17 protein-coding genes are annotated in these 17095 nt (G+C 73.3%); 9 read left to right on the forward strand and 8 right to left on the reverse strand.

Features of this window, described 5'->3' with window-relative positions; genetic code table 11:
• Positions 1-7: 7 nt before the first annotated feature.
• Together JQN70_RS08875 and JQN70_RS19960 are read left to right on the forward strand one after the other, a co-directional pair.
• Positions 8-709 (forward strand): 4a-hydroxytetrahydrobiopterin dehydratase, encoded by a 702-nt coding sequence (locus JQN70_RS08875; protein WP_204130950.1) that lies wholly within the window; start codon positions 8-10, stop codon positions 707-709.
• 50 nt (positions 710-759) lie between these two features.
• A complete protein-coding gene (locus JQN70_RS19960; protein ID WP_204130951.1) occupies positions 760-1215 on the forward strand; it encodes a methyltransferase family protein in 456 nt (151 codons plus the stop codon).
• A 7-nt stretch (positions 1216-1222) separates the two neighbouring features.
• Here JQN70_RS19960 and JQN70_RS08885 read toward each other — a convergent pair whose 3' ends face one another.
• From JQN70_RS08885 to JQN70_RS08895, 3 genes are read right to left on the reverse strand one after another with little or no spacing between them, the layout of a single operon-like run.
• Positions 1223-1993: a fumarylacetoacetate hydrolase family protein gene (locus JQN70_RS08885; protein ID WP_204130952.1), complete on the reverse strand. Its 771-nt coding sequence runs from the start codon at positions 1991-1993 to the stop codon at positions 1223-1225.
• Between the two features lie 34 nt (positions 1994-2027).
• Complete coding sequence (locus tag JQN70_RS20875) at positions 2028-2540, reverse strand: PH domain-containing protein (protein ID WP_204130953.1); 513 nt, start codon at positions 2538-2540, stop codon at positions 2028-2030.
• A gap of 58 nt (positions 2541-2598) precedes the next feature.
• The gene (locus JQN70_RS08895) at positions 2599-3525 is read right to left on the reverse strand and encodes an SGNH/GDSL hydrolase family protein (protein WP_204130954.1); all 927 of its coding nucleotides are present in this window, start codon (positions 3523-3525) and stop codon (positions 2599-2601) included.
• Positions 3526-3641: 116 nt separating this feature from the next.
• Here JQN70_RS08895 and JQN70_RS08900 point away from each other — a divergent pair, with 116 nt between their 5' ends.
• The 5 genes from JQN70_RS08900 (at position 3642) to JQN70_RS08925 (ending at position 10047) form a co-directional block, all read left to right on the forward strand.
• Entirely contained in the window at positions 3642-4661 is a 1020-nt protein-coding gene (locus tag JQN70_RS08900; protein WP_307835883.1) for a 3-methyladenine DNA glycosylase, read from the forward strand.
• Between the two features lie 1521 nt (positions 4662-6182).
• Positions 6183-6593 carry a VOC family protein gene (locus tag JQN70_RS08910; protein ID WP_204130956.1) on the forward strand — a complete coding sequence of 137 codons (411 nt, stop codon included), beginning with the start codon at positions 6183-6185 and terminating at the stop codon, positions 6591-6593.
• Between the two features lie 367 nt (positions 6594-6960).
• The gene (locus JQN70_RS08915; protein ID WP_204130957.1) at positions 6961-8043 is read left to right on the forward strand and encodes a hypothetical protein; all 1083 of its coding nucleotides are present in this window, start codon (positions 6961-6963) and stop codon (positions 8041-8043) included.
• 85 nt (positions 8044-8128) lie between these two features.
• Positions 8129-8530 carry an Imm32 family immunity protein gene (locus JQN70_RS08920; protein WP_204130958.1) on the forward strand — a complete coding sequence of 134 codons (402 nt, stop codon included), beginning with the start codon at positions 8129-8131 and terminating at the stop codon, positions 8528-8530.
• 185 nt (positions 8531-8715) lie between these two features.
• Positions 8716-10047 carry an MFS transporter gene (locus tag JQN70_RS08925; RefSeq protein ID WP_204130959.1) on the forward strand — a complete coding sequence of 444 codons (1332 nt, stop codon included), beginning with the start codon at positions 8716-8718 and terminating at the stop codon, positions 10045-10047.
• Between the two features lie 12 nt (positions 10048-10059).
• Here JQN70_RS08925 and cimA read toward each other — a convergent pair whose 3' ends face one another.
• The 3 genes from cimA to JQN70_RS08940 all read right to left on the reverse strand — a co-directional run bounded on the left by cimA (position 10060) and on the right by JQN70_RS08940 (position 14276).
• On the reverse strand, positions 10060-11652 hold the full coding sequence (gene cimA / locus JQN70_RS08930) for a citramalate synthase (RefSeq protein ID WP_204130960.1): 1593 nt from the start codon (positions 11650-11652) through the stop codon (positions 10060-10062).
• A gap of 338 nt (positions 11653-11990) precedes the next feature.
• Complete coding sequence (locus JQN70_RS08935; RefSeq protein ID WP_307835884.1) at positions 11991-13112, reverse strand: MBL fold metallo-hydrolase; 1122 nt, start codon at positions 13110-13112, stop codon at positions 11991-11993.
• Between the two features lie 21 nt (positions 13113-13133).
• Complete coding sequence (locus JQN70_RS08940) at positions 13134-14276, reverse strand: phosphotransferase (protein WP_204130961.1); 1143 nt, start codon at positions 14274-14276, stop codon at positions 13134-13136.
• Between the two features lie 50 nt (positions 14277-14326).
• Here JQN70_RS08940 and JQN70_RS08945 point away from each other — a divergent pair, with 50 nt between their 5' ends.
• Together JQN70_RS08945 and JQN70_RS08950 are read left to right on the forward strand one after the other, a co-directional pair.
• Positions 14327-14743, forward strand: a complete 417-nt coding sequence (locus tag JQN70_RS08945; protein ID WP_204130962.1) for a MarR family winged helix-turn-helix transcriptional regulator — start codon at positions 14327-14329, stop codon at positions 14741-14743.
• A gap of 20 nt (positions 14744-14763) precedes the next feature.
• Entirely contained in the window at positions 14764-15600 is an 837-nt protein-coding gene (locus JQN70_RS08950; RefSeq protein WP_204130963.1) for a hypothetical protein, read from the forward strand.
• Here the strand turns inward: JQN70_RS08950 and JQN70_RS08955 are convergent.
• Together JQN70_RS08955 and JQN70_RS08960 are read right to left on the reverse strand one after the other, a co-directional pair.
• Positions 15536-16309 (reverse strand): gamma-glutamyl-gamma-aminobutyrate hydrolase family protein, encoded by a 774-nt coding sequence (locus tag JQN70_RS08955; protein WP_204130964.1) that lies wholly within the window; start codon positions 16307-16309, stop codon positions 15536-15538. The genes JQN70_RS08950 and JQN70_RS08955 overlap by 65 nt on opposite strands.
• A gap of 8 nt (positions 16310-16317) precedes the next feature.
• On the reverse strand, positions 16318-17085 hold the full coding sequence (locus JQN70_RS08960) for a 3-oxoacyl-ACP reductase (protein WP_204130965.1): 768 nt from the start codon (positions 17083-17085) through the stop codon (positions 16318-16320).
• Between the last annotated feature and the right edge of the window lie 10 nt (positions 17086-17095).

The following is a 17095-nucleotide window of genomic DNA, read 5'->3' on the forward strand; positions in this document are numbered from 1 at the left end:
CCCGAGCATGGACATGCTGAGGAGCGCGCAGATCGCCGGCACCGGGCTCACCGACTGGCGCAAGCTGGCACAGGGGTTGCACGCGCGGTGGCTCGTCGGGGGGTTCTCGGCCGGCGCCCGGTTCGTCGTGGCGGTGGGCGAGGCGGCGGACGCGGTCGGCCACCACCCGACCGTCTCCCTCGGGGCCGGGCACGTCGACCTCAAGCTGAGCAGCGCCGACGCGATCTACCGCGACGACGAGGGCACTGAGTACGTCGTCGAGTGGGTGACCCAGCAGGACGTCGACCTCGCCCGCCGGATCAGCGAGGTCGCCGCCGAGCACGGCCTCGTGGCGGACCCGGGCGCGGTGAGCGTCGTCGAGCTCGGGCTCGACGTCGCCGCGTCGGCGGCCGTCGCCCCGGTGTGGGCCGCGCTGCTCACCGGCGACCCCGAGGCCCAGGGCCGCGGCACGCCGGGCGACGAGGTCCGCGACGACACCGGCCGGGTGCCGAACCTGTGGTTCGGGGACGCGCCCGACGAGGCGAACCGTCAGCGGTTCCACGTCGAGGTCTACGTCGCCCCCGAGGTGGCCGCCGGGCGCATCGCCGCCGCCGTCGCCGCCGGCGGGAAGGTCGTCGGCGGGGACGAGCCCGGGCTCACAGTCATCGCCGACCCCGAGGGCAACACCGGCGTCGTGTGCGTCGACACCGAGGCCGCGGCGACCGGCTGACCGGTCGCTCGGCCCTTGCCCGCCGGGCCGCGCACGCCGACGATGGCACGGTGGACGCACCGAGCTACCGCATCTGGCCCCCGGTGGCCCTCGGCGTCCCGCTCCTGGCCGGCCTCGCCCTGTCGGCGGCGGGCGACCCGTTCGAGGTCCCGACGGGTCCGGCCCGCCTCGTCGGCGTCCTGCTCGTCGTCGCCTTCGCCCTGTGGAACGGGTGGGCCCTGCTGCTCATGGGGCGCCACCGCACGGCGCTGCTGCCGGGCGGTGCGACGACGACGATCCTCGACTCCGGCCCGTTCGGACTGAGCCGCAACCCGCTCTACGTCGGGCTCGTCGCCCTCGACGCCGGGTTGGCCCTGCTCGCCGGCTCGGCGTGGGCGCTGCTCCTCGTCCCGGTGGGCGTGCTGGCCCTCGGGTGGGGCGCCGTCCGTCCCGAGGAGCGCTACCTCACCGAGAAGTTCGGGGACGAGTACACGGCCTACCGACGCCGCGTCCGCCGCTGGATGTAGGAGTGCCTCAGGGCTCGACGACGGGGTTCGACAGCGTGCCGATCCCCTCGATCTCCACCTCGACGCGCTGCCCCGGCCGCATCGGGCCGACGCCGGCCGGCGTGCCGGTGAGGATGACGTCGCCGGGCAGCAGCGTGAAGGCCTTCGACGCGTGCGACACCAGCGCCGCGACACCGTGCACCATGTCGGCGGTCGTGCCGTCCTGGACGACCTCGCCGTCGAGGCGAGTCACGACCGAGACCGACGACACGTCGAGGTCGGTCTCGATCCACGGCCCGAGCGGGCAGAAGGTGTCGAAGCCCTTGGCCCGGGCCCACTGGCCGTCCGAGCGCTGGAGGTCGCGGGCGGTCACGTCGTTCGCGACGGTGTAGCCGAAGACGACGGCCGCGGCGTCCTCGGGCTCGAGGTCCTTGCACAGCCGCCCGATGACGACGGCGAGCTCGCCCTCGTAGTGCACCTCGGAGGTCTGCGGCGGGTAGACGATCGGGTCGCCCGGCCCGACGACGGCGGTGTTCGGGACGAGGAACATCAGCGGCTCGTCGGGCACGTCGGTGCCCATCTCGGCCGCGTGGTCGGCGTAGTTGCGGCCGATGCCGATGACCTTGCTGCGCGGGATGACCGGCGCGAGCAGCCGCACGTCCTCGACGAGGTGGGTCGCGCCGGTCAGCTCGATCCGCTGGTAGAGCGGGTCGCCGGTGACCTCGGCGATCTTCTCGCCCGTCCCGTCGACCAGACCGTAGACGGGATCCTCACCGGTGGTGAACCTCGCGATGCGCATGGGCCGAGGCTAGTGCCCCCTGCCCGCCCGCGGCTCAGCCACCCTCACCACGCCGTCCCCGGGAGTCCTCGTCGACGAGCCGGTTGATGAGCTGCTGGACGTCGTCGCTGTCGGGGACGTTGACGAGGTCCTCGTCGGGGCTGTCGCCGGCCGACTCGATGTGCAGCGAGCCGGCACCGATGAGCCGGTCGAGGAGGGTCTGGCGGAAGCTGACGTCGGTGATCTTGGCCAGCGTGATGTCCTTGCCCGACTTCGTCAGCACGCCGCGGCGCACCATCACCCGGTGGGTCGTGATGACGTAGTGCGTCGAGCGCCAGCGCACGTACGGCGCGAGGACGAAGAGCAGGAGGACGAACGCGGCCGCGCCGAGCACGACCCAGAGCAGCACGGTGCCCACCGACCCGTCGGGCAGCACGAGCAGCGCGATGACCGCCGCGGCCACGACGACCACCCCGACGACCGTCGGGAGCAGCACGGTGAACCAGTGCGGGTGGAGGTGGCGCACGACCTTCTCGTCCTGCGCGAGCACGTTCTCGGGGAAGCTCACGGCGTCAGCGTAGGGCCGTGCGCCCCGGCGCGTCAGGAGGTGGCGCCGGTGGCGGGCCTCAGCCGACGCCGGCCCTCGCCGCGGCCTCGGCGACGACCTTGCCGACGGTGACGGCCCCCTCGTCGGTGAGGTGGATGTCGAAGGCGGTGCAGATGTAGGTGAGGGTGCAGACCTGGGCGACGTTGCGCGGGACCTCGCGGCCGTTGAAGGATGTCGGGGTGTCGTCGTCGAGGGCGAAGGCCGCGTCGAGCGGGACGAACCGGGCGCCGGACCCCTTGGCTGTGCGCGAGATCGTCGCGTCGAGGTCGGTGAAGGCCTTCGTGGCGACCTTCAGCTGCGCCTCGCCGGTGCCGAGGTACGAGGCGGCGAGCCACGGGTTGTAGTAGCCGAGGACGAGCACGGGGACGTCCGGCCCGGCGGCCGCCCGCAGGCGCGACAGGATGGTCGGGAGGTTCTCGTCGACCGTGCCGAGCCCCGTGGTCGCGCACGCGGCGTCGACGGTGAGCCGGGCGACGCAGCGTAGGAGGTCGTTGCCGCCGATGTCGACGGTGACCAGCCGCACGTCGCCGCGCCGTTCCTCGAGCAGCGACTCGGCCTGCGCGATCTGGCTCTTCTCCGGGTAGGTGCACTTCCCGCCCTCGAGGAAGGAACCCGTGGTCTCACCGCTGCAGGCGAGGTTGGCGACCCCGAGGGCCTCCCCGCCCTTCCCGAGCCGGGCCGCCGCGAGCGCCGGGTACGCGCTGTCGCGCAGCTCGGCACCGCCCGGCTGGTACCCGGCGGCGAGCGAGTCGCCGAGCGCGAGGTAGAGCGGGCCGTCGGGCGCCGCGCCCAGGGTGGACGGCGTCGTGCTCGGGGTGGGGGTGGTGCTCGTCGAGGGTGCGGCCGCCGTGGGTGACGCAGAGCCGCTCGGGGTGTCGTCGGAGCCGCCGCACCCGGCGAGGACGAGCACGGCCGCGAGGACGGCGACGAGGGGCGTGCGGGGCACGAGCGGCTCCGGGGTGGGTCGTGGTGGTGGTCGGACGGGCGAGGACGAGCAGGGACCATCCTCTCCCGGCCCAACGCGCGGACCGTCCCCGATGTGCCCACCGGTACCGTGACGCGGTGCGCACCGTGCTGACCCGTGGGGAGTGGACCGCCCTCGAGGCCGCCCACGCCGCCCGCGTCGACGCCGCCACCGCCGGCCACCGGGAGCGCCGGGCCGATGGACGCACGCATCCGGTCGAGGACTTCCTCTTCCGCTACTACAACCACTCCCCCGCACGGCTGCGGCGGTGGCACCCCGGCGCCGGCGTCGTCCTCGAGGACGCGGCGGGCACCGAGCGCGCCGGGTGGCGGCACCACCGCGTCGTCGGCGACGGCGTCGAGCTCGACGTCGGCTCGTTCCTCGCGGCGCGCGGGTCGACCGTCGCCTTCGTCGGCGGCCTCCTCGAGGCGACGCTGTCGCGACCCCCGCACCTCGGTTGCTTCGGGCTGCACGAGTGGGCGATGGTGCACCGGGTGCCCGCGGACGACGTCCGGCACGCGGGCTGGCCGCTGCGCCTCGGGGAGCGCGGGACCGACGAGGTCGTCGAGCGGCACACCGTCCGCTGCACCCACTTCGACGCCTTCCGCTTCTTCACCCCGTCGGCCGCCCCGCTCAACCAGCTGCGGCCGACCCGCGAGACCCAGGCCGCCCTCGAGCAGCCGGGCTGCCTCCACGCCGGGATGGACGTCTACAAGTGGGCGTTCAAGCTCGCGCCCCTCGTGCCGAGCGACCTCACCGCCGACGCCTTCGACCTCGCGCGCGACATCCGGGTGCTCGACATGCAGGCCTCGCCCTACGACCTGCGCGAGCTCGGCTACGAGCCGGTGCGCATCGAGACGCCCGAGGGCAAGGCCGAGTACCTGGGGCGGCAGCGGGCCTTCACCGTGCGCTCGAACGCGTTGCGCCGCAGGCTTCTCGGCGTCCTCGAGGCCGCTGACGCTCGCGCGGCCCCGGGTCACGCAGAGGCGGCGAAGAACCAGTCGAGGCGTCGTTCGAGCACGGAGTCGCCCGGTAGGGAAGACCCGGCCACGGGGAGGTCAGGAGGCGGATGCGTCTCGCTGCCCCATCCGAGCAGTGGTGGGGCCAGGGAGCGGTAGGAGTGCCCGGTCGGGGTCCGGGTCACGATCTCGTGGGGTGAGGCGCGCTCGACGACGACCTCCCAGCCCGGCGCCTCCTTGACGAGGTTGCACCGGGAGCACTTCCCGTTGCCGTTCAGCGCGCTGGTGGAGCCGCCGTCGCGGGCCGGGTGGGCGTGGTCGGCGTGGACGATCGGTGCGTCGCAGAAGGGGGTGGTGCACACGTCGTCGCGCAGGACGACCATCCGGCGGAGCCCACCGAGGAAGACGCGGCGGCGGGAGTCCATCGCGACCAGGTCGCGGCCGTCGGGGCTCGTGTACAGCCGGCGCAGCCACGCGGATGCGGGGCCGGCCCCCCGGACCCAGGCGCGCGCGACCGGCGCGGGCACGGACCCGTGGGCGGGGATGCGGGCCGGCTCGTCGACGGACCGGTGGGGGTCGCCAGTACCGAGGAGGGCACGGTCGGTGATGACGAGCTGCACCTCGACGGGCTGCATCCGGCCCGGGAACACCCCGGACAACAGGCCGAGGGCGGTGTCGGCACTCACCGCTCCGACCCCGCGGCCCTCGGGGGCCTCCTCCGCGCACTGCCCGCCGACGACGCTGCGAGCCCTGCGCAGGAGTGCCGCGTGAGCGCCGACGACCTCCCGCAGGGGCCCGAGCACCGTCAGGTAGGCCATGCCGTCCGGGGCCGGGCGGACGGTCACCCGGCGGCTCCTCACCGCGGCCTCCATCCGACGGACCACGGACCCCGCGTCCAGCTCGGCCGCGACGCGCGCGGCGGCCCGCCCGGCCGCCCGGGCGGAGAGGTGCGGCAGGGCGCTCGCGATGCGGCGGTCCACCTCGCCGCGGTCCTCACGGGTCAGCGTGGCGGTCTCGCGGACGACCTCGACAGCAGCCCGCTCGTCGACCAGCCCGCCGGTGAGCGCCGCCATGAGACACGGCAGCTCGTGGACCAGCGCCCGTGACAAGCCGACGAAGCGGTCTCCGCTGCTCGGCGCCTCCCGGCGGGCCAGTGCGACCTCCGACCCCACGGAGCGGGCCACGTCCTGCGGTGCCGCGACCTCGCGTGACAGCCGCAGCGCGTCCGTGGCCCGCGCCTGGCAGGCCGCGGCAGCGCCCTTGAGCCGCTCGAGCTCGCAGACCAGGGCGACGCGCTCGTGGTCGCTCAGGGCACCCGCGTCGAGGGTCGCCAAGGATGCTCGAAGTCCGGCGACCACGGCGGAGGGTGCAGCATCAGCACGCCTCTCCTGCACCGTGATCGGCTCCATGGTCCCCGCCTTCCCTGTGCCTCTCACCCTAGACGTGACCACTGACAGGCCACCTGACCGACGCCACCGGCGCACGCCGCCGTCCTCGGCGCTCGCCGGTCCCACTCTCATCGCGGCGGGGTGGTACACATCGACTGATCGCGGTCTGACCGGGCGGTCGGTGCAGTCCTCGTGTGCTGGGTCGTCGAACCGGACGGCTGGTGCCGTCGAGACCGGCGGCAGAGCCTCCACCCGCACCCTCGATTCCGGATCAGCCCTCTATCGTCGGTCCATGACTACTCGACTGAACCCCTACCTGAGCTTCGCGGGTGACGCCTCGGCCGCCCTGGCGTTCTACCAGGACGTGTTCGGCGGAGATCTCACGATCAACCACTTCGGCGACTTCGGCACCGACGACCACGGCATCGGCGACCAGGTCATGCACGGCCGGCTGGACACAGCGTCTGGCCTCACGCTGATGGCCGCCGACATGCTGCCGGGCCAGTCGTTGCAGCCCGGAAACTACCTCGCGGTCAGCCTCGGCGGGGACGACACCGAGGAACTGCGCGGCTACTGGCAGGCGCTGTCGGACGGCGGGACCGTGACGGTCGACCTGGCCACCCAGCCGTGGGGCGACGAGTTCGGGATGTGCGTCGACCGGTTCGGGACCTCGTGGCTGGTCAACATCGCCGCGGGCGGCTGACCGACCCGATCCGCCCTGCGCCCGGTCGGTCAGGCTGTCCGTCAGAACCGCAGGTCGACGATGCCGCGCCCCGGCGGCAGTCACCACGCGCTCGAACCTCGCCACCGGCCGCTCGGCCCAGCGATCGACCACGCCCAGACGGCCGCAAGGGTGTGCAGGGCGCAGGCACGACCGGCGGTATGAGCGGACGATTCCCCGAACGATCTCGCGTGACGTCTTCCGAGTCGGCCATGACCGGGCCGGGCAGATCGCCCAATCACGAGCGATTCAACATGTCACGCTGTACGGGCCAGGGCTTGCAAGGTTGGCTGCTGAGGGAGCGAGTGGGGTGGAAGTTGACCGCGCGTCCATCAAGAGGACGCACGACGTGCTGGGTGCCGAGGGGACCTACCTCATCGCCCTACGCGGCGCCGGACCGATCGAACTGTCCATGCTCGACGCTGCGTTGCCTGACGAACCCGATGCGCCGCACAACGGCGGCTGGTTCGCAGGTTCCCGAAGCTATCTCCTCCTCGCCGAGGGGACGCCGGAGCAGGTCGACCCGTGGCTGGACCGGGTCGTGCAGTCGCTGGCCGATGCAGGGGTCCGTGGCACATTGGGTGGCGCGGGGGGCGTGGCGCCGCCGATGTGGACGCGCGAGGCATTCCAGCGGGCGCCGACCTTCTTCGCCCTCATCGGTTTCCGACCTGGCCCCGGCGCGGGACCGTACGACGGCTGGACACCCGACGAAGACGCTCGCGCGCTCGCCGTTGACCTGGCCTGCGACTGGGTCGACGTCGCCGGCGCAACGCTCGTCGTCCACGCAGACCTGCGAGCCGCCCTGCCAGCAGACCGAGCAACCGTGGCCAATGTGATGGCCGGTGACGTGCGTCGTCATGGATCAGCCAGCGCCACCGGATACCTTAAGGACGAGATGGTGGTCCGGATGGCCTCCTTCCAAAGTCCAGCAGCCCTCAGCTTGATGCACCAGACACTTGGCGAGTGGCGGCCCTTCGTCGACCAAGCGCGCGACACCTTCCGCACGATGTCACTCGACGAGGTCACGATCGGCATGACATCGAGCCAGTCGTGGGGACTGCTGATGCAACCCCCCGCCCGGAGCGACAGTCCGTTCAACGGCCGGGCCTACCAGTACCACCCCGAGCGCTGGCACGAGTTCTTGCTCGACCCCAGCGGGATCCAGCTCTTGACCAACCAGCACCTCGAGAAGGCGAACGATCTTTCAGCTTGGAGTACTCAGCGCGTCGACGACGGGCACGTCCTCGTCGAAGCGCGCGACCTCGGCGCGTGGTACGAGCCCATCGCAGCAGGCGAACCGATCCCTGACGCGCTGCTGAGCGCGGCCCGCAATGACTTTGGCGAGATGATCCTCACCCCAGCCCGTGCGCAGGAGCTGGGGCTAGCGGCCAAACCCTCCCGCCGAGCCAGCAACGCTGCACCGGAGGGCTAGGTCGATTGCCTCCCCTCCTCGAGACCGCACGTCACGATCTGCGGCATGAGCGTGCCATTTCCCGCGGGGCTGCGAGGATGCCGCGATGGATCTGATCTACGGCCTCTGCCGCCTTTTGATCAGCGGGGAGGATGTCGAACTTTCCGGGACACCCGATGCCCTCGACGGGCTGGCCGCCGAGTTGGAGAACGCAGTGGACGACTCCGCGCTCACGGTGTCTGGCGGCGGCGTTGGCTTGAAACGAACGACGGGAACCCTGCTGAAGGTCTCGTTGGATGGCACTACCCTCTGGATCGAGGGCAACAGTGAGGCGCGAGACATGGTGCTATCTGCTATGCGCGGCATTGCACAAGCGGCTCGACAGTCAGGCCCATCCGAAGTCAGTCGCCATGTTCATATCGAGTACCTCGGCGAATCCGACCAGTGGAGAGACCCAAACACGATTCTTTTGGTCTTGGCCGTTCAAGGCCCCGACCAGTCGGGCTAACTCGACGCACCCTCATCGGCATGTGAGGTGAGTTCGCGGATCGACGTGTAGCCCTCTGTGGTCGCAGTGACGCGGGCCGCTGCCCGGCCACCACCGGCTACGTCCGGGCCGGCGGCGTGGCCCGCGGGTCGGACACCGCGTCACGGAGCCCCCACAACGGTGCAGTGAGTGCAAGGGTCGAGGTCATGGCTTCGAGCGAACGCACCGCCACCCACGACGACACCACCCCTCCCCCGACGCCGACCCCGACCCCGACCCCGACCCCGGCCGAGGTCGCGCGGGCCCGGAAGGCGGTCATCGCCTCGTCGGTCGGCAACGCCCTCGAGTGGTTCGACGTCATCGTCTACTCGAGCTTCGCCGTGGTCATCAGTGAGCTGTTCTTCCCCGAGGTCTCCGGCTTCGCCGCGCTGATGTTCACCTTCCTCACCTTCGCGGTCTCCTACCTCGTGCGTCCGCTCGGGGCGGCCGTCATCGGCAACTGGGCCGACCGGCACGGCCGCAAGCGCGCACTCTCGGCGACCATCCTCCTCATGATGCTCGGCACCGGGCTCATGGCCGTCGCCCCGACGGCCGCCGTCGTCGGTCCGGTCGCCGGCGGACTCTGGCTGCTCGCCTCCCGTCTCGTGCAGGGGTTCTCGGCCGGCGGCGAGTTCGGCACCGCCACCACCTTCCTCGTCGAGAGCGCCCCCGACCGCAAGGCGTTCTACGGCAGCTGGCAGGTCGCCACCCAGGGCGCCGCCCTCCTGCTCGCCTCGGCGTTCGGGTTCGGGCTGACGACGTTCCTGTCGCACGACGCCCTCTACACCTGGGGCTGGCGGGTGCCGTTCCTCGTCGGGATGCTCATCGGCCCCGTCGGCTGGTACATCCGCCGGCGGATGGACGAGACCGAGGACTTCGAGCGGGCCGAGAAGCTCGACTCACCGCTCGGCTCGGCGCTGAGCACCCACCTGACCCGCGTCCTCACCGCGGCCGGCGCCGTGGCGCTCGCCTCGCTGTCGGTCTACCTCATCCTCTACATGCCGACCTTCGCGGTGAAGAGCCTCGGGCTGCCCTCGTACGCGGGCTACCTCGGCGGGATGATCGCCGGCGTCGTCACCCTCGTCGGGACCCCGTTCATCGGCCGGCTCGCCGACCGGGTCGGCCCCGGCCGGGTGATGCTCGTCGCCGCTGGCGCGGGCGCCGTGCTCGCGTGGCCGCTCTTCCAGCTCGTCGTCGGCGTGCCGAGCGTCGCCGTGCTCACCGTCGTGCAGGTCGTGTTCGGGGCCCTCATGGCGGCCTACTTCGGCCCGCTGCCGGGCCTGTACGCCGACCTCTTCCCGACCAACGTGCGCACGACCGGGATGGCCGTCGGCTACAACGTCGGCGTCCTCGTCTTCGGCGGGTTCACCGGGGCGATCTTCACGTTCCTCATCGAGGCGACGGGGTCGCGCACGGCGCCGAGCATCTACTTCGTCGTCATCGCCGTGCTGTCCTTCGTCACCGTCCTCCTCGCGCGGCGGCGCTTCGGGGTGCGCTGAGCGCCGGCGGGGTCAACGCGGGGCGACCCCGGCCCGCACCAGCCCGTAGGTGACCGACTCGACGAGGGCGTCCCAGCTCGCCTCGAGGATGTTCGCCGCGACCCCGATCGTCGTCCACGACGTCGTGCCGTCGGAGGTCTCGATGAGCACGCGCGTCACGGCGTCGGTGCCGTGGGCGGCGTCGAGGATGCGGACCTTGTAGTCGATGAGCTCGAGGTCGGCGATCTCCGGGTAGGTCGCCGAGAGCGCCGTGCGCAGCGCGTGGTCGAGCGCGTTGACCGGGCCGTTGCCCTCCCCGGTCTCGACGTGCCGCCGCTCGGCAGCACGCACCTTGACGGTCGCCTCGGACAGCGCGTCCTCGTCGCCCCGCGCGTCGGTGATGACCCGCCAGGACTCGACCTCGAAGAAGGCCGGCAGGGTGCCGTCGACCTCGCGGCGCAGCAGCAGCTCGAAGCTCGCGTCGGCGGCGTCGAAGGTGTAGCCGCGCAGCTCCTTCTCCTTGACCGTGGCCAGCACGCGGCGCAGCGTCGCGGCGTCACCCTCGTCGCTGGAGTCGAGGGGGAACCCGAGCTCGCGCGACTTCAGCTCGATGGACGCCCGACCGGCCATGTCGGAGACGAGCATCCGCATGTCGTTGCCGACGCTCTTGGGGTCGAGGTGCTGGTAGAGGTCGGGGTCGACCTTGATGGCGCTCGCGTGCAGGCCGGCCTTGTGCGCGAAGGCGCTCGACCCGACGTAGGGCTGGCGCGAGTACGCCGGGACGTTGGTGACCTCGGCGATGGCGTGTGCGATGCGGGTGGCGTCCTGGAGCCGGTGCGGCTCGAGGAGCTCGCGGCCCTGCTTGAGCTGGAGGTTGGCGACGACGGTGAGCAGGTCGGCGTTGCCGGTGCGCTCGCCGTAGCCGTTGATGGTGCCCTGCACGTGCGTGGCCCCGGCCTCGACCGCGGCCATCGAGTTGGCGACCGCGCAGCCGGTGTCGTTGTGGCAGTGGATGCCCACGCGCGCCCCGGTGCTGCCGACCACGTCCTCGACGACGGCCGCGACCTCGCCCGGCAGCAGCCCGCCGTTGGTGTCGCACAGGGCCACCACCTCGGCCCCGGACTCGACCGCGGCGCGCACGGCCTCGAGCGCGTAGGCGCGGTCGGTGCGGTAGCCGTCGAAGAAGTGCTCGGCGTCGAGGAAGACCCGCCGCCCCTCGGCGCTCAGGAACGACACGGTGTCGCGGATCATCTCGAGGTTCTCGGCGAGGGTCGTGCGCAGCGCCCGCTCGACGTGACCGGTGTGCGACTTCGCGACGAGCGTGACCACCTGCGCCTGGCTGTCGAGCAGGGCGCGCACGAGCGGGTCGGACTCGGCCTTCCCGCCGGCCCGCCGGGTGGCCCCGAAGGCGGCGAGCGTGGCGTTGCGCAGCCGCAGGTCGCGCGCGGCCCGGGCGAAGAACTCGGTGTCCTTGGGGTTGGCGCCGGGCCAGCCGCCCTCGATGAAGCCGACGCCGAGGTCGTCGAGGTGGGACGCGATGGCCAGCTTGTCGGCCACGGAGAGGTTGAGCCCCTCCTGCTGCGCGCCGTCGCGCAGGGTCGTGTCGTACACGTGCAGGTCGGTCATCGGATCCATCCGCGGCTCGTGCCGGTCTCCCGGCGCCCTGCCCCGGCCCGGGTGGGCCGGGGCGTCGACGCGTGCTGCTCGGTGCCCATCATCGTCCAGCGTCCGCCGGGTCGCCCGCGGGGGTGGGCGGGCGCCCGGTCCGCTCGGCGAGCCGTCCCCGTCCGGGTGACGTCCCGTCAAACGAAAAGACCCCCCGGGTGCGGGAGGTCTGCGCGACGAGCTGGCTGCTCGTCGCGCTACACGATGATGATCGCGGCGGTGGCCGCGTCACGGAACGTCACCCGGTCAGCGTGGCACGCGGGCGCACGGGCGGCCAGCGGCCGTCCACATCGTGGCCGTCAGGCGTGGACCGCCGCCGCGGCCTGCTCCCACCAGGGGTCCAGCCCGGGCGGGTCGGAGACGTCGACGCGGTCGCCGACGCGCGGCACGACGACGGGCACCCCCTCGGTGGCCGCCGCGACGAGCAGCCGCTCGACCGGCTCGGCCCACGGGTGTGGCGCAAGGACGAACGTGCACCAGTGGATGGGCAGCAGCAGTCCACCACCGAGCTCGGCGGTGGCGCGCACCGCCTCCTCGGGGTCGAGGTGGATGTCGCGCCACGCCGGGTCGTAGGCCCCGACGGCCATGAGCGAGACGTCGAACGGCCCGTGCTCGGCTCCGAGGCCCGCGTAGCCGTCGAAGTAGCCGGTGTCGCCGCTGAAGAAGACCTTGCCGCCCTCGCCGGCGATGACCCACGAGGCCCAGAGCGTGCCGTCGCGGCGCAGCCCGCGCCCGGAGAAGTGCTGGGACTCCACGGCCGTGACCCGCACCCCGCCGACCTCGGTGCCCTCGCCCCAGTCGCACTCGACGACCCGCGCCCCCGGGACGCCCCAGACGTCGAGGTGCGCCCCGACCCCGAGCGGGACGAGGAAGACCGCGTCGGTCGTGGCCGCCAGCGACCGGATGGTCTCCATGTCGAGGTGGTCGTAGTGGTCGTGCGAGATGACGACGGCATCGACCCGGCCGATCCGGTCGAGCGGCACGGGCGTGGCGTGCAGCCGCCGCGGACCGACGTGCTGGCTCGGAGAGCAGCGCTCGCTCCAGACCGGGTCGAGGAGGAGGCGCACGCCGTCGAGCTCGACGAGCGCGCTCGCGTGGCCGAACCACGTGACGTGCAGCCCGCCGGCCGCCGGCTCGCGGTGCGCGCTGACGACGGGGATCGGGCCCGGCGGGCGACGGGTCTCGGCGTTGGCGCGGTAGCGGTCGAAGACGTCGCGCTGGCTCGTGGGCATCGAGGCCGTGCCGCGGCGGCGGTTGTGGAAGGCCCCGGCACGGTAGTTCGGCGACCGGCGCATCCGCTCGAGGCGGACGCCGTCGGGTCGGGCACCCATCGCCGCGCCCACGCCACGCCCGGCGGCGGCGAGCGCACCGAGGGCGCTCGCGGCCCCCGCGGCGACGGCCAGTCTGTTGAGTCGGCTCACCGGCCCATTGTCACCCGCGGATCACGAGATCGTCGTCGCGTCCAGCCGGTCGAGACAGAACCGGGCGATGGCGGCACGGTCCTCGGCGACCGCCTCGAGCTCCGGCGACGGCGGCGACCCGAGGTGCTCCCACGGCACGCTCGAGAGCCCGGTGAGCAGCAGGTGGTGCAGCGCGTGCCCGCGGGCCACCACCTCCAGCGGCACGTCGCGACCCTCGTCGCGCAGCCCGGCCACGTAGGCGTCGAGCAGCGCGGCGTCGCGGGCCGCCAGGTCGCCGGCGCGGCACCGGCCGATCTGCACGTCACCGACGAGGAGCTGCCCGAGGTCGGCGCCGGCCGGCATCGGCATCCAGTAGCCGTAGTCGATGAGGACGAACCCGTCGACGCCCTCGACGGCCAGCAGGTTGTTGGGGCAGGCGTCACCGTGGGCCGGCAGGTGCGGGAGGTCCAGCGCCTCCTCGACGAGCTCGACGGCGCGCTCGCCGGCCGCGCACAGCCGCGACCGCAGGTCGGCGTCGAAGGCCCCGGCCACGAGCGGGTGGGCCCAGAGGCCGTCGTCGGCCAGCATCGGGAGGACCTGGTTGCCGAGCCGCCCTCCGAGGTAGTCGCGCAGGGTCCAGTCGAGGCCGCCGACGCCGGCCAGGGGCGCCACGGCGGCGCTCCCCGCCAGCCGGCCGAGCAGCCGGGCGGCGCACGCGTGGCGCTCGTCGTCCCACGGCACGTCGAGCACGCTCAGCTCCTCGAGCCAGATCGCGCAGGACAGCTCGTCGAGGTCGCGGACGGCCACCGCGGTGGGCATCGTCAGGCCGTCGGGCAGTCGGGCGCCGAGGTCGGAGCGGTACGCCAGCGGTTCGGTGCGCCACGGCACGGATGCGGCGGCCATCTCCCGGAGGTGCTCCGGGACCTGGGCGAAGAGCGGCGAGCGCTCCCACGCCTGGACGACCTTGACGAACAGCGCGAACTCCCGCTCGCCCGCGGGCGACCGCAGACGTCCGCGGACGCGGTGGCGCGCGGCGGTCGTGATGCTCACGAGCTCGTAGGGGAACTCGGACACCTCGACGTCGAGGACCTCCACCGGTCCGGCGAGGTGGTGGTGCGCCGCGAGCATCGTGGCGAGCTCGTCGGCGTCGACCGCGGCCGCGCCGAGGGCGGTGAGACCGGCCATGACCCCTCCTGTGGGAAAGTCGCTTTACCACAGGATGGTAAAGTTGCTTTATGACCGAGGTCAAGGAGGTTCTCCCCGAGCTGATGGCCGGCCTGTTCGCCCGCATCCGGGCCGAGCTCGCCGACCTGCCGATGGACGGACTGCGCTTCTCGCACGTCCGGGTGCTCGGGGGCGTCCCGGAGGAGGGCGCGAGCGTCACGGCCATCGCCGAGCAGATCGGCATGACGAAGCAGGGGTGCGGGCAGTTCGTCGCGCAGCTCACCGCCTCGGGGCACCTCGTCGCCGTCGCCGACCCCACCGACCGCCGGGTCCGCCTCGTCCGCCGGACCCCCGAGGGCGACGCCTTCGTCGCCCGGGTCGTCGCGGCCACGGCGGTGGTCGAGGAGCGCTTCGCCGAGGAGGTCGGGCCGCGCCGCTACGCCTCGTTCCGCCGGGTGCTCGACGAGCTCGTGGCGGACCCCCGCTGACCGCACGTACGGTGGAGGCGATGCCCGGCCGCGCCCACGACCCCGTCCCCGGAGACCTCACCCTCCGGCCGCTCGACTACCCGCTCGCCCCCGTCCCGGGGCCCCGGCTGCTCGTCGACGGGCAGGCTCACACGCTGCGCCCGCACCGGCGCACGGCCCTGGCCCGGCTGCTCGCCGAGCACGGGGCGGCTCCGCTGTCGGAGCGGACCCCGGTCCTCGCCGTCGGGTCCAACGCGGCCGCCGAGGTGCTCGCGCACAAGCTCGGGCGGCACGGGGCACCCGGCGTCGTCCCCCTGCTCACCGGCGTCGTGGGCCACCTCGGCGTCGCGCACACCGCGTACGTCTCGCGGGGCGGCTACCTCCCCGCGACCCCGGTGCACCGCACCGGTCGGCGGACGGCGGTCGTCCTTCAGCTGCTCGACGACGCCCAGCTGGCGGCGGTCGACGCCACCGAGCCCGGCTACGAGCGGGTCGAGCTCGAGGCGCGTCACTACCCGCTCCTCGTGGCCGGCGGCTTCCGGCCCCGGCGCTTCCACGTCTACGCGGCGCGCGACGGGGTCCTCCACCTGCCGGGCACCGGACGCGGGCTCCACAGCCAGGTCGAGGTGCTCGCCCGGCTCCGCCGGCTGGGCGTCCCGCACACCGACCACGAGGACCCGGCGGGCGTCGCCGAGGCGCTGACCTCGCCCGAGGCCCGCGCCGCGGTGCGCAGGCACCTCGCGGAGGCCGGCCACGCCCGACCCCTCGGGCTGCGGGCCCGGCCGGCGGGACCCCTGCGCTGGCCCGAGGCGGTCAGCGCGCCGCGGGCGGCCCGCCGCGCTCGTCGGCCCCGTCGGCGACGGACCGGGCCTCGCTGACGAGCGCCGCGAAGAGCGCGGGGCTCTCGCCCTCCTCGGCGTGCCACTGGACGGCCAGCCGGAACCGGGAGCGCGGGTCCTCCATCGCCTCGAGCGTGCCGTCCTCGTGCCAGGCGCTCGGCGCCCACCCGGTGCCGTCGAGCGAGTCCGGGACGACGGCCTGGTGGTGGTAGGTCGGCACGTCGAGCGGCTCGTCGCCGAGGAGGCCGGCGAGGCGGGATCCGTCCACCGGGTCGACGTGGTGCGACGAGTAGACGCCCGGGCGGGGCGAGTGCGCCTCGTGACCGACCCGGTCCGGCACGTGCTGCTCGATGCGCCCGCCGGCGGCGACGGCCATCACCTGCATCCCCCGGCAGATGCCGAGCACCGGCAGGTCGACCTCCTCCGCCGCACGCACCAGCGCCGTCTCCCAGGCGTCGCGGTCGGGCCTCGGGTCCTGCGAGGTCGGGTGCGGCGCAGCGCCGTACAGGTGCGCGGAGACGTCCGCCCCACCGGCGACGACCAGCCCGTCGAGGCGCTCGACCACCTCGCGCGCCATCGCCTCGTCGACGTCTGGCCGCGGCGGGAGCACGACCGCGAGCCCACCGGCCGCCTCGACCTGGGCGACGTACCGGTACGGCAGCACGGCGCTGCGCTGGCCGACCCACGGGGGGCGGTCGACGTCCTCGACGTAGCAGGTGATGCCGATGACCGGCCGGCGCTGCGCCACCTCCGACCTCAGAGCGGCGTGACGTAGGCGCCGGAGATGCCGCCGTCGACGAGGAAGGTCGAGGCGGTCATGAAGCTCGACTCGTCGGAGGCGAGGAAGAGCACCGCGTTGGCCATCTCCTCGGGCTCGCCGAAGCGGCCCATCGGGACGTGGACGAGCCGGCGCGCCGCCCGCTCGGCGTCCTTGGCGAAGAGCTCCTTGAGCAGCGGGGTGTTGACCGGCCCGGGACACAGGGCGTTGACCCGGATGCCCTCGCGGGCGAACTGCACCCCGAGCTCGCGGGTCATCGACAGCACGCCGCCCTTGCTCGCCGAGTACGAGATCTGCGAGGTCGCCGCGCCCATGACGGCGACGAACGACGCGGTGTTGATGATCGAGCCGCGCTTGTTCTCGAGCATGTAGGGCAGGGCCGCCTTGCAGCAGAGGTAGACCGACGTGAGGTTGACCTCCTGCACCCGGCGCCACGCGTCGAGGTCGGTGTCGAGGATGGAGTCGTCGTCGGGCGGGCTGATGCCGGCGTTGTTGAAGGCGATGTCGAGCTTGCCGTACTTCTCGACCGCGGTCGCGAAGAGGCGGTCGACGTCGTCCTTGCTCGCGACGTCGGTGTGCACGTAGGCGCCGCCGATCTCCGCGGCGAGGGCCTCGCCGGCCTCGTCCGCGAGGTCGCCGACGACGACCGTCGCGCCCTCCTCGGCGAAGCGTCGCACCGTCGCGAGGCCGATGCCGGAGCACCCGCCGGTGACCACGGCGACCTTGCCCTCGAGCCTGCCTGCCATGTCCGTCTCC

This window comes from Phycicoccus sonneratiae (assembly GCF_016887965.1).
In the GTDB taxonomy this organism is placed as follows: Bacteria; Actinomycetota; Actinomycetes; order Actinomycetales; family Dermatophilaceae; genus Phycicoccus; species Phycicoccus sonneratiae.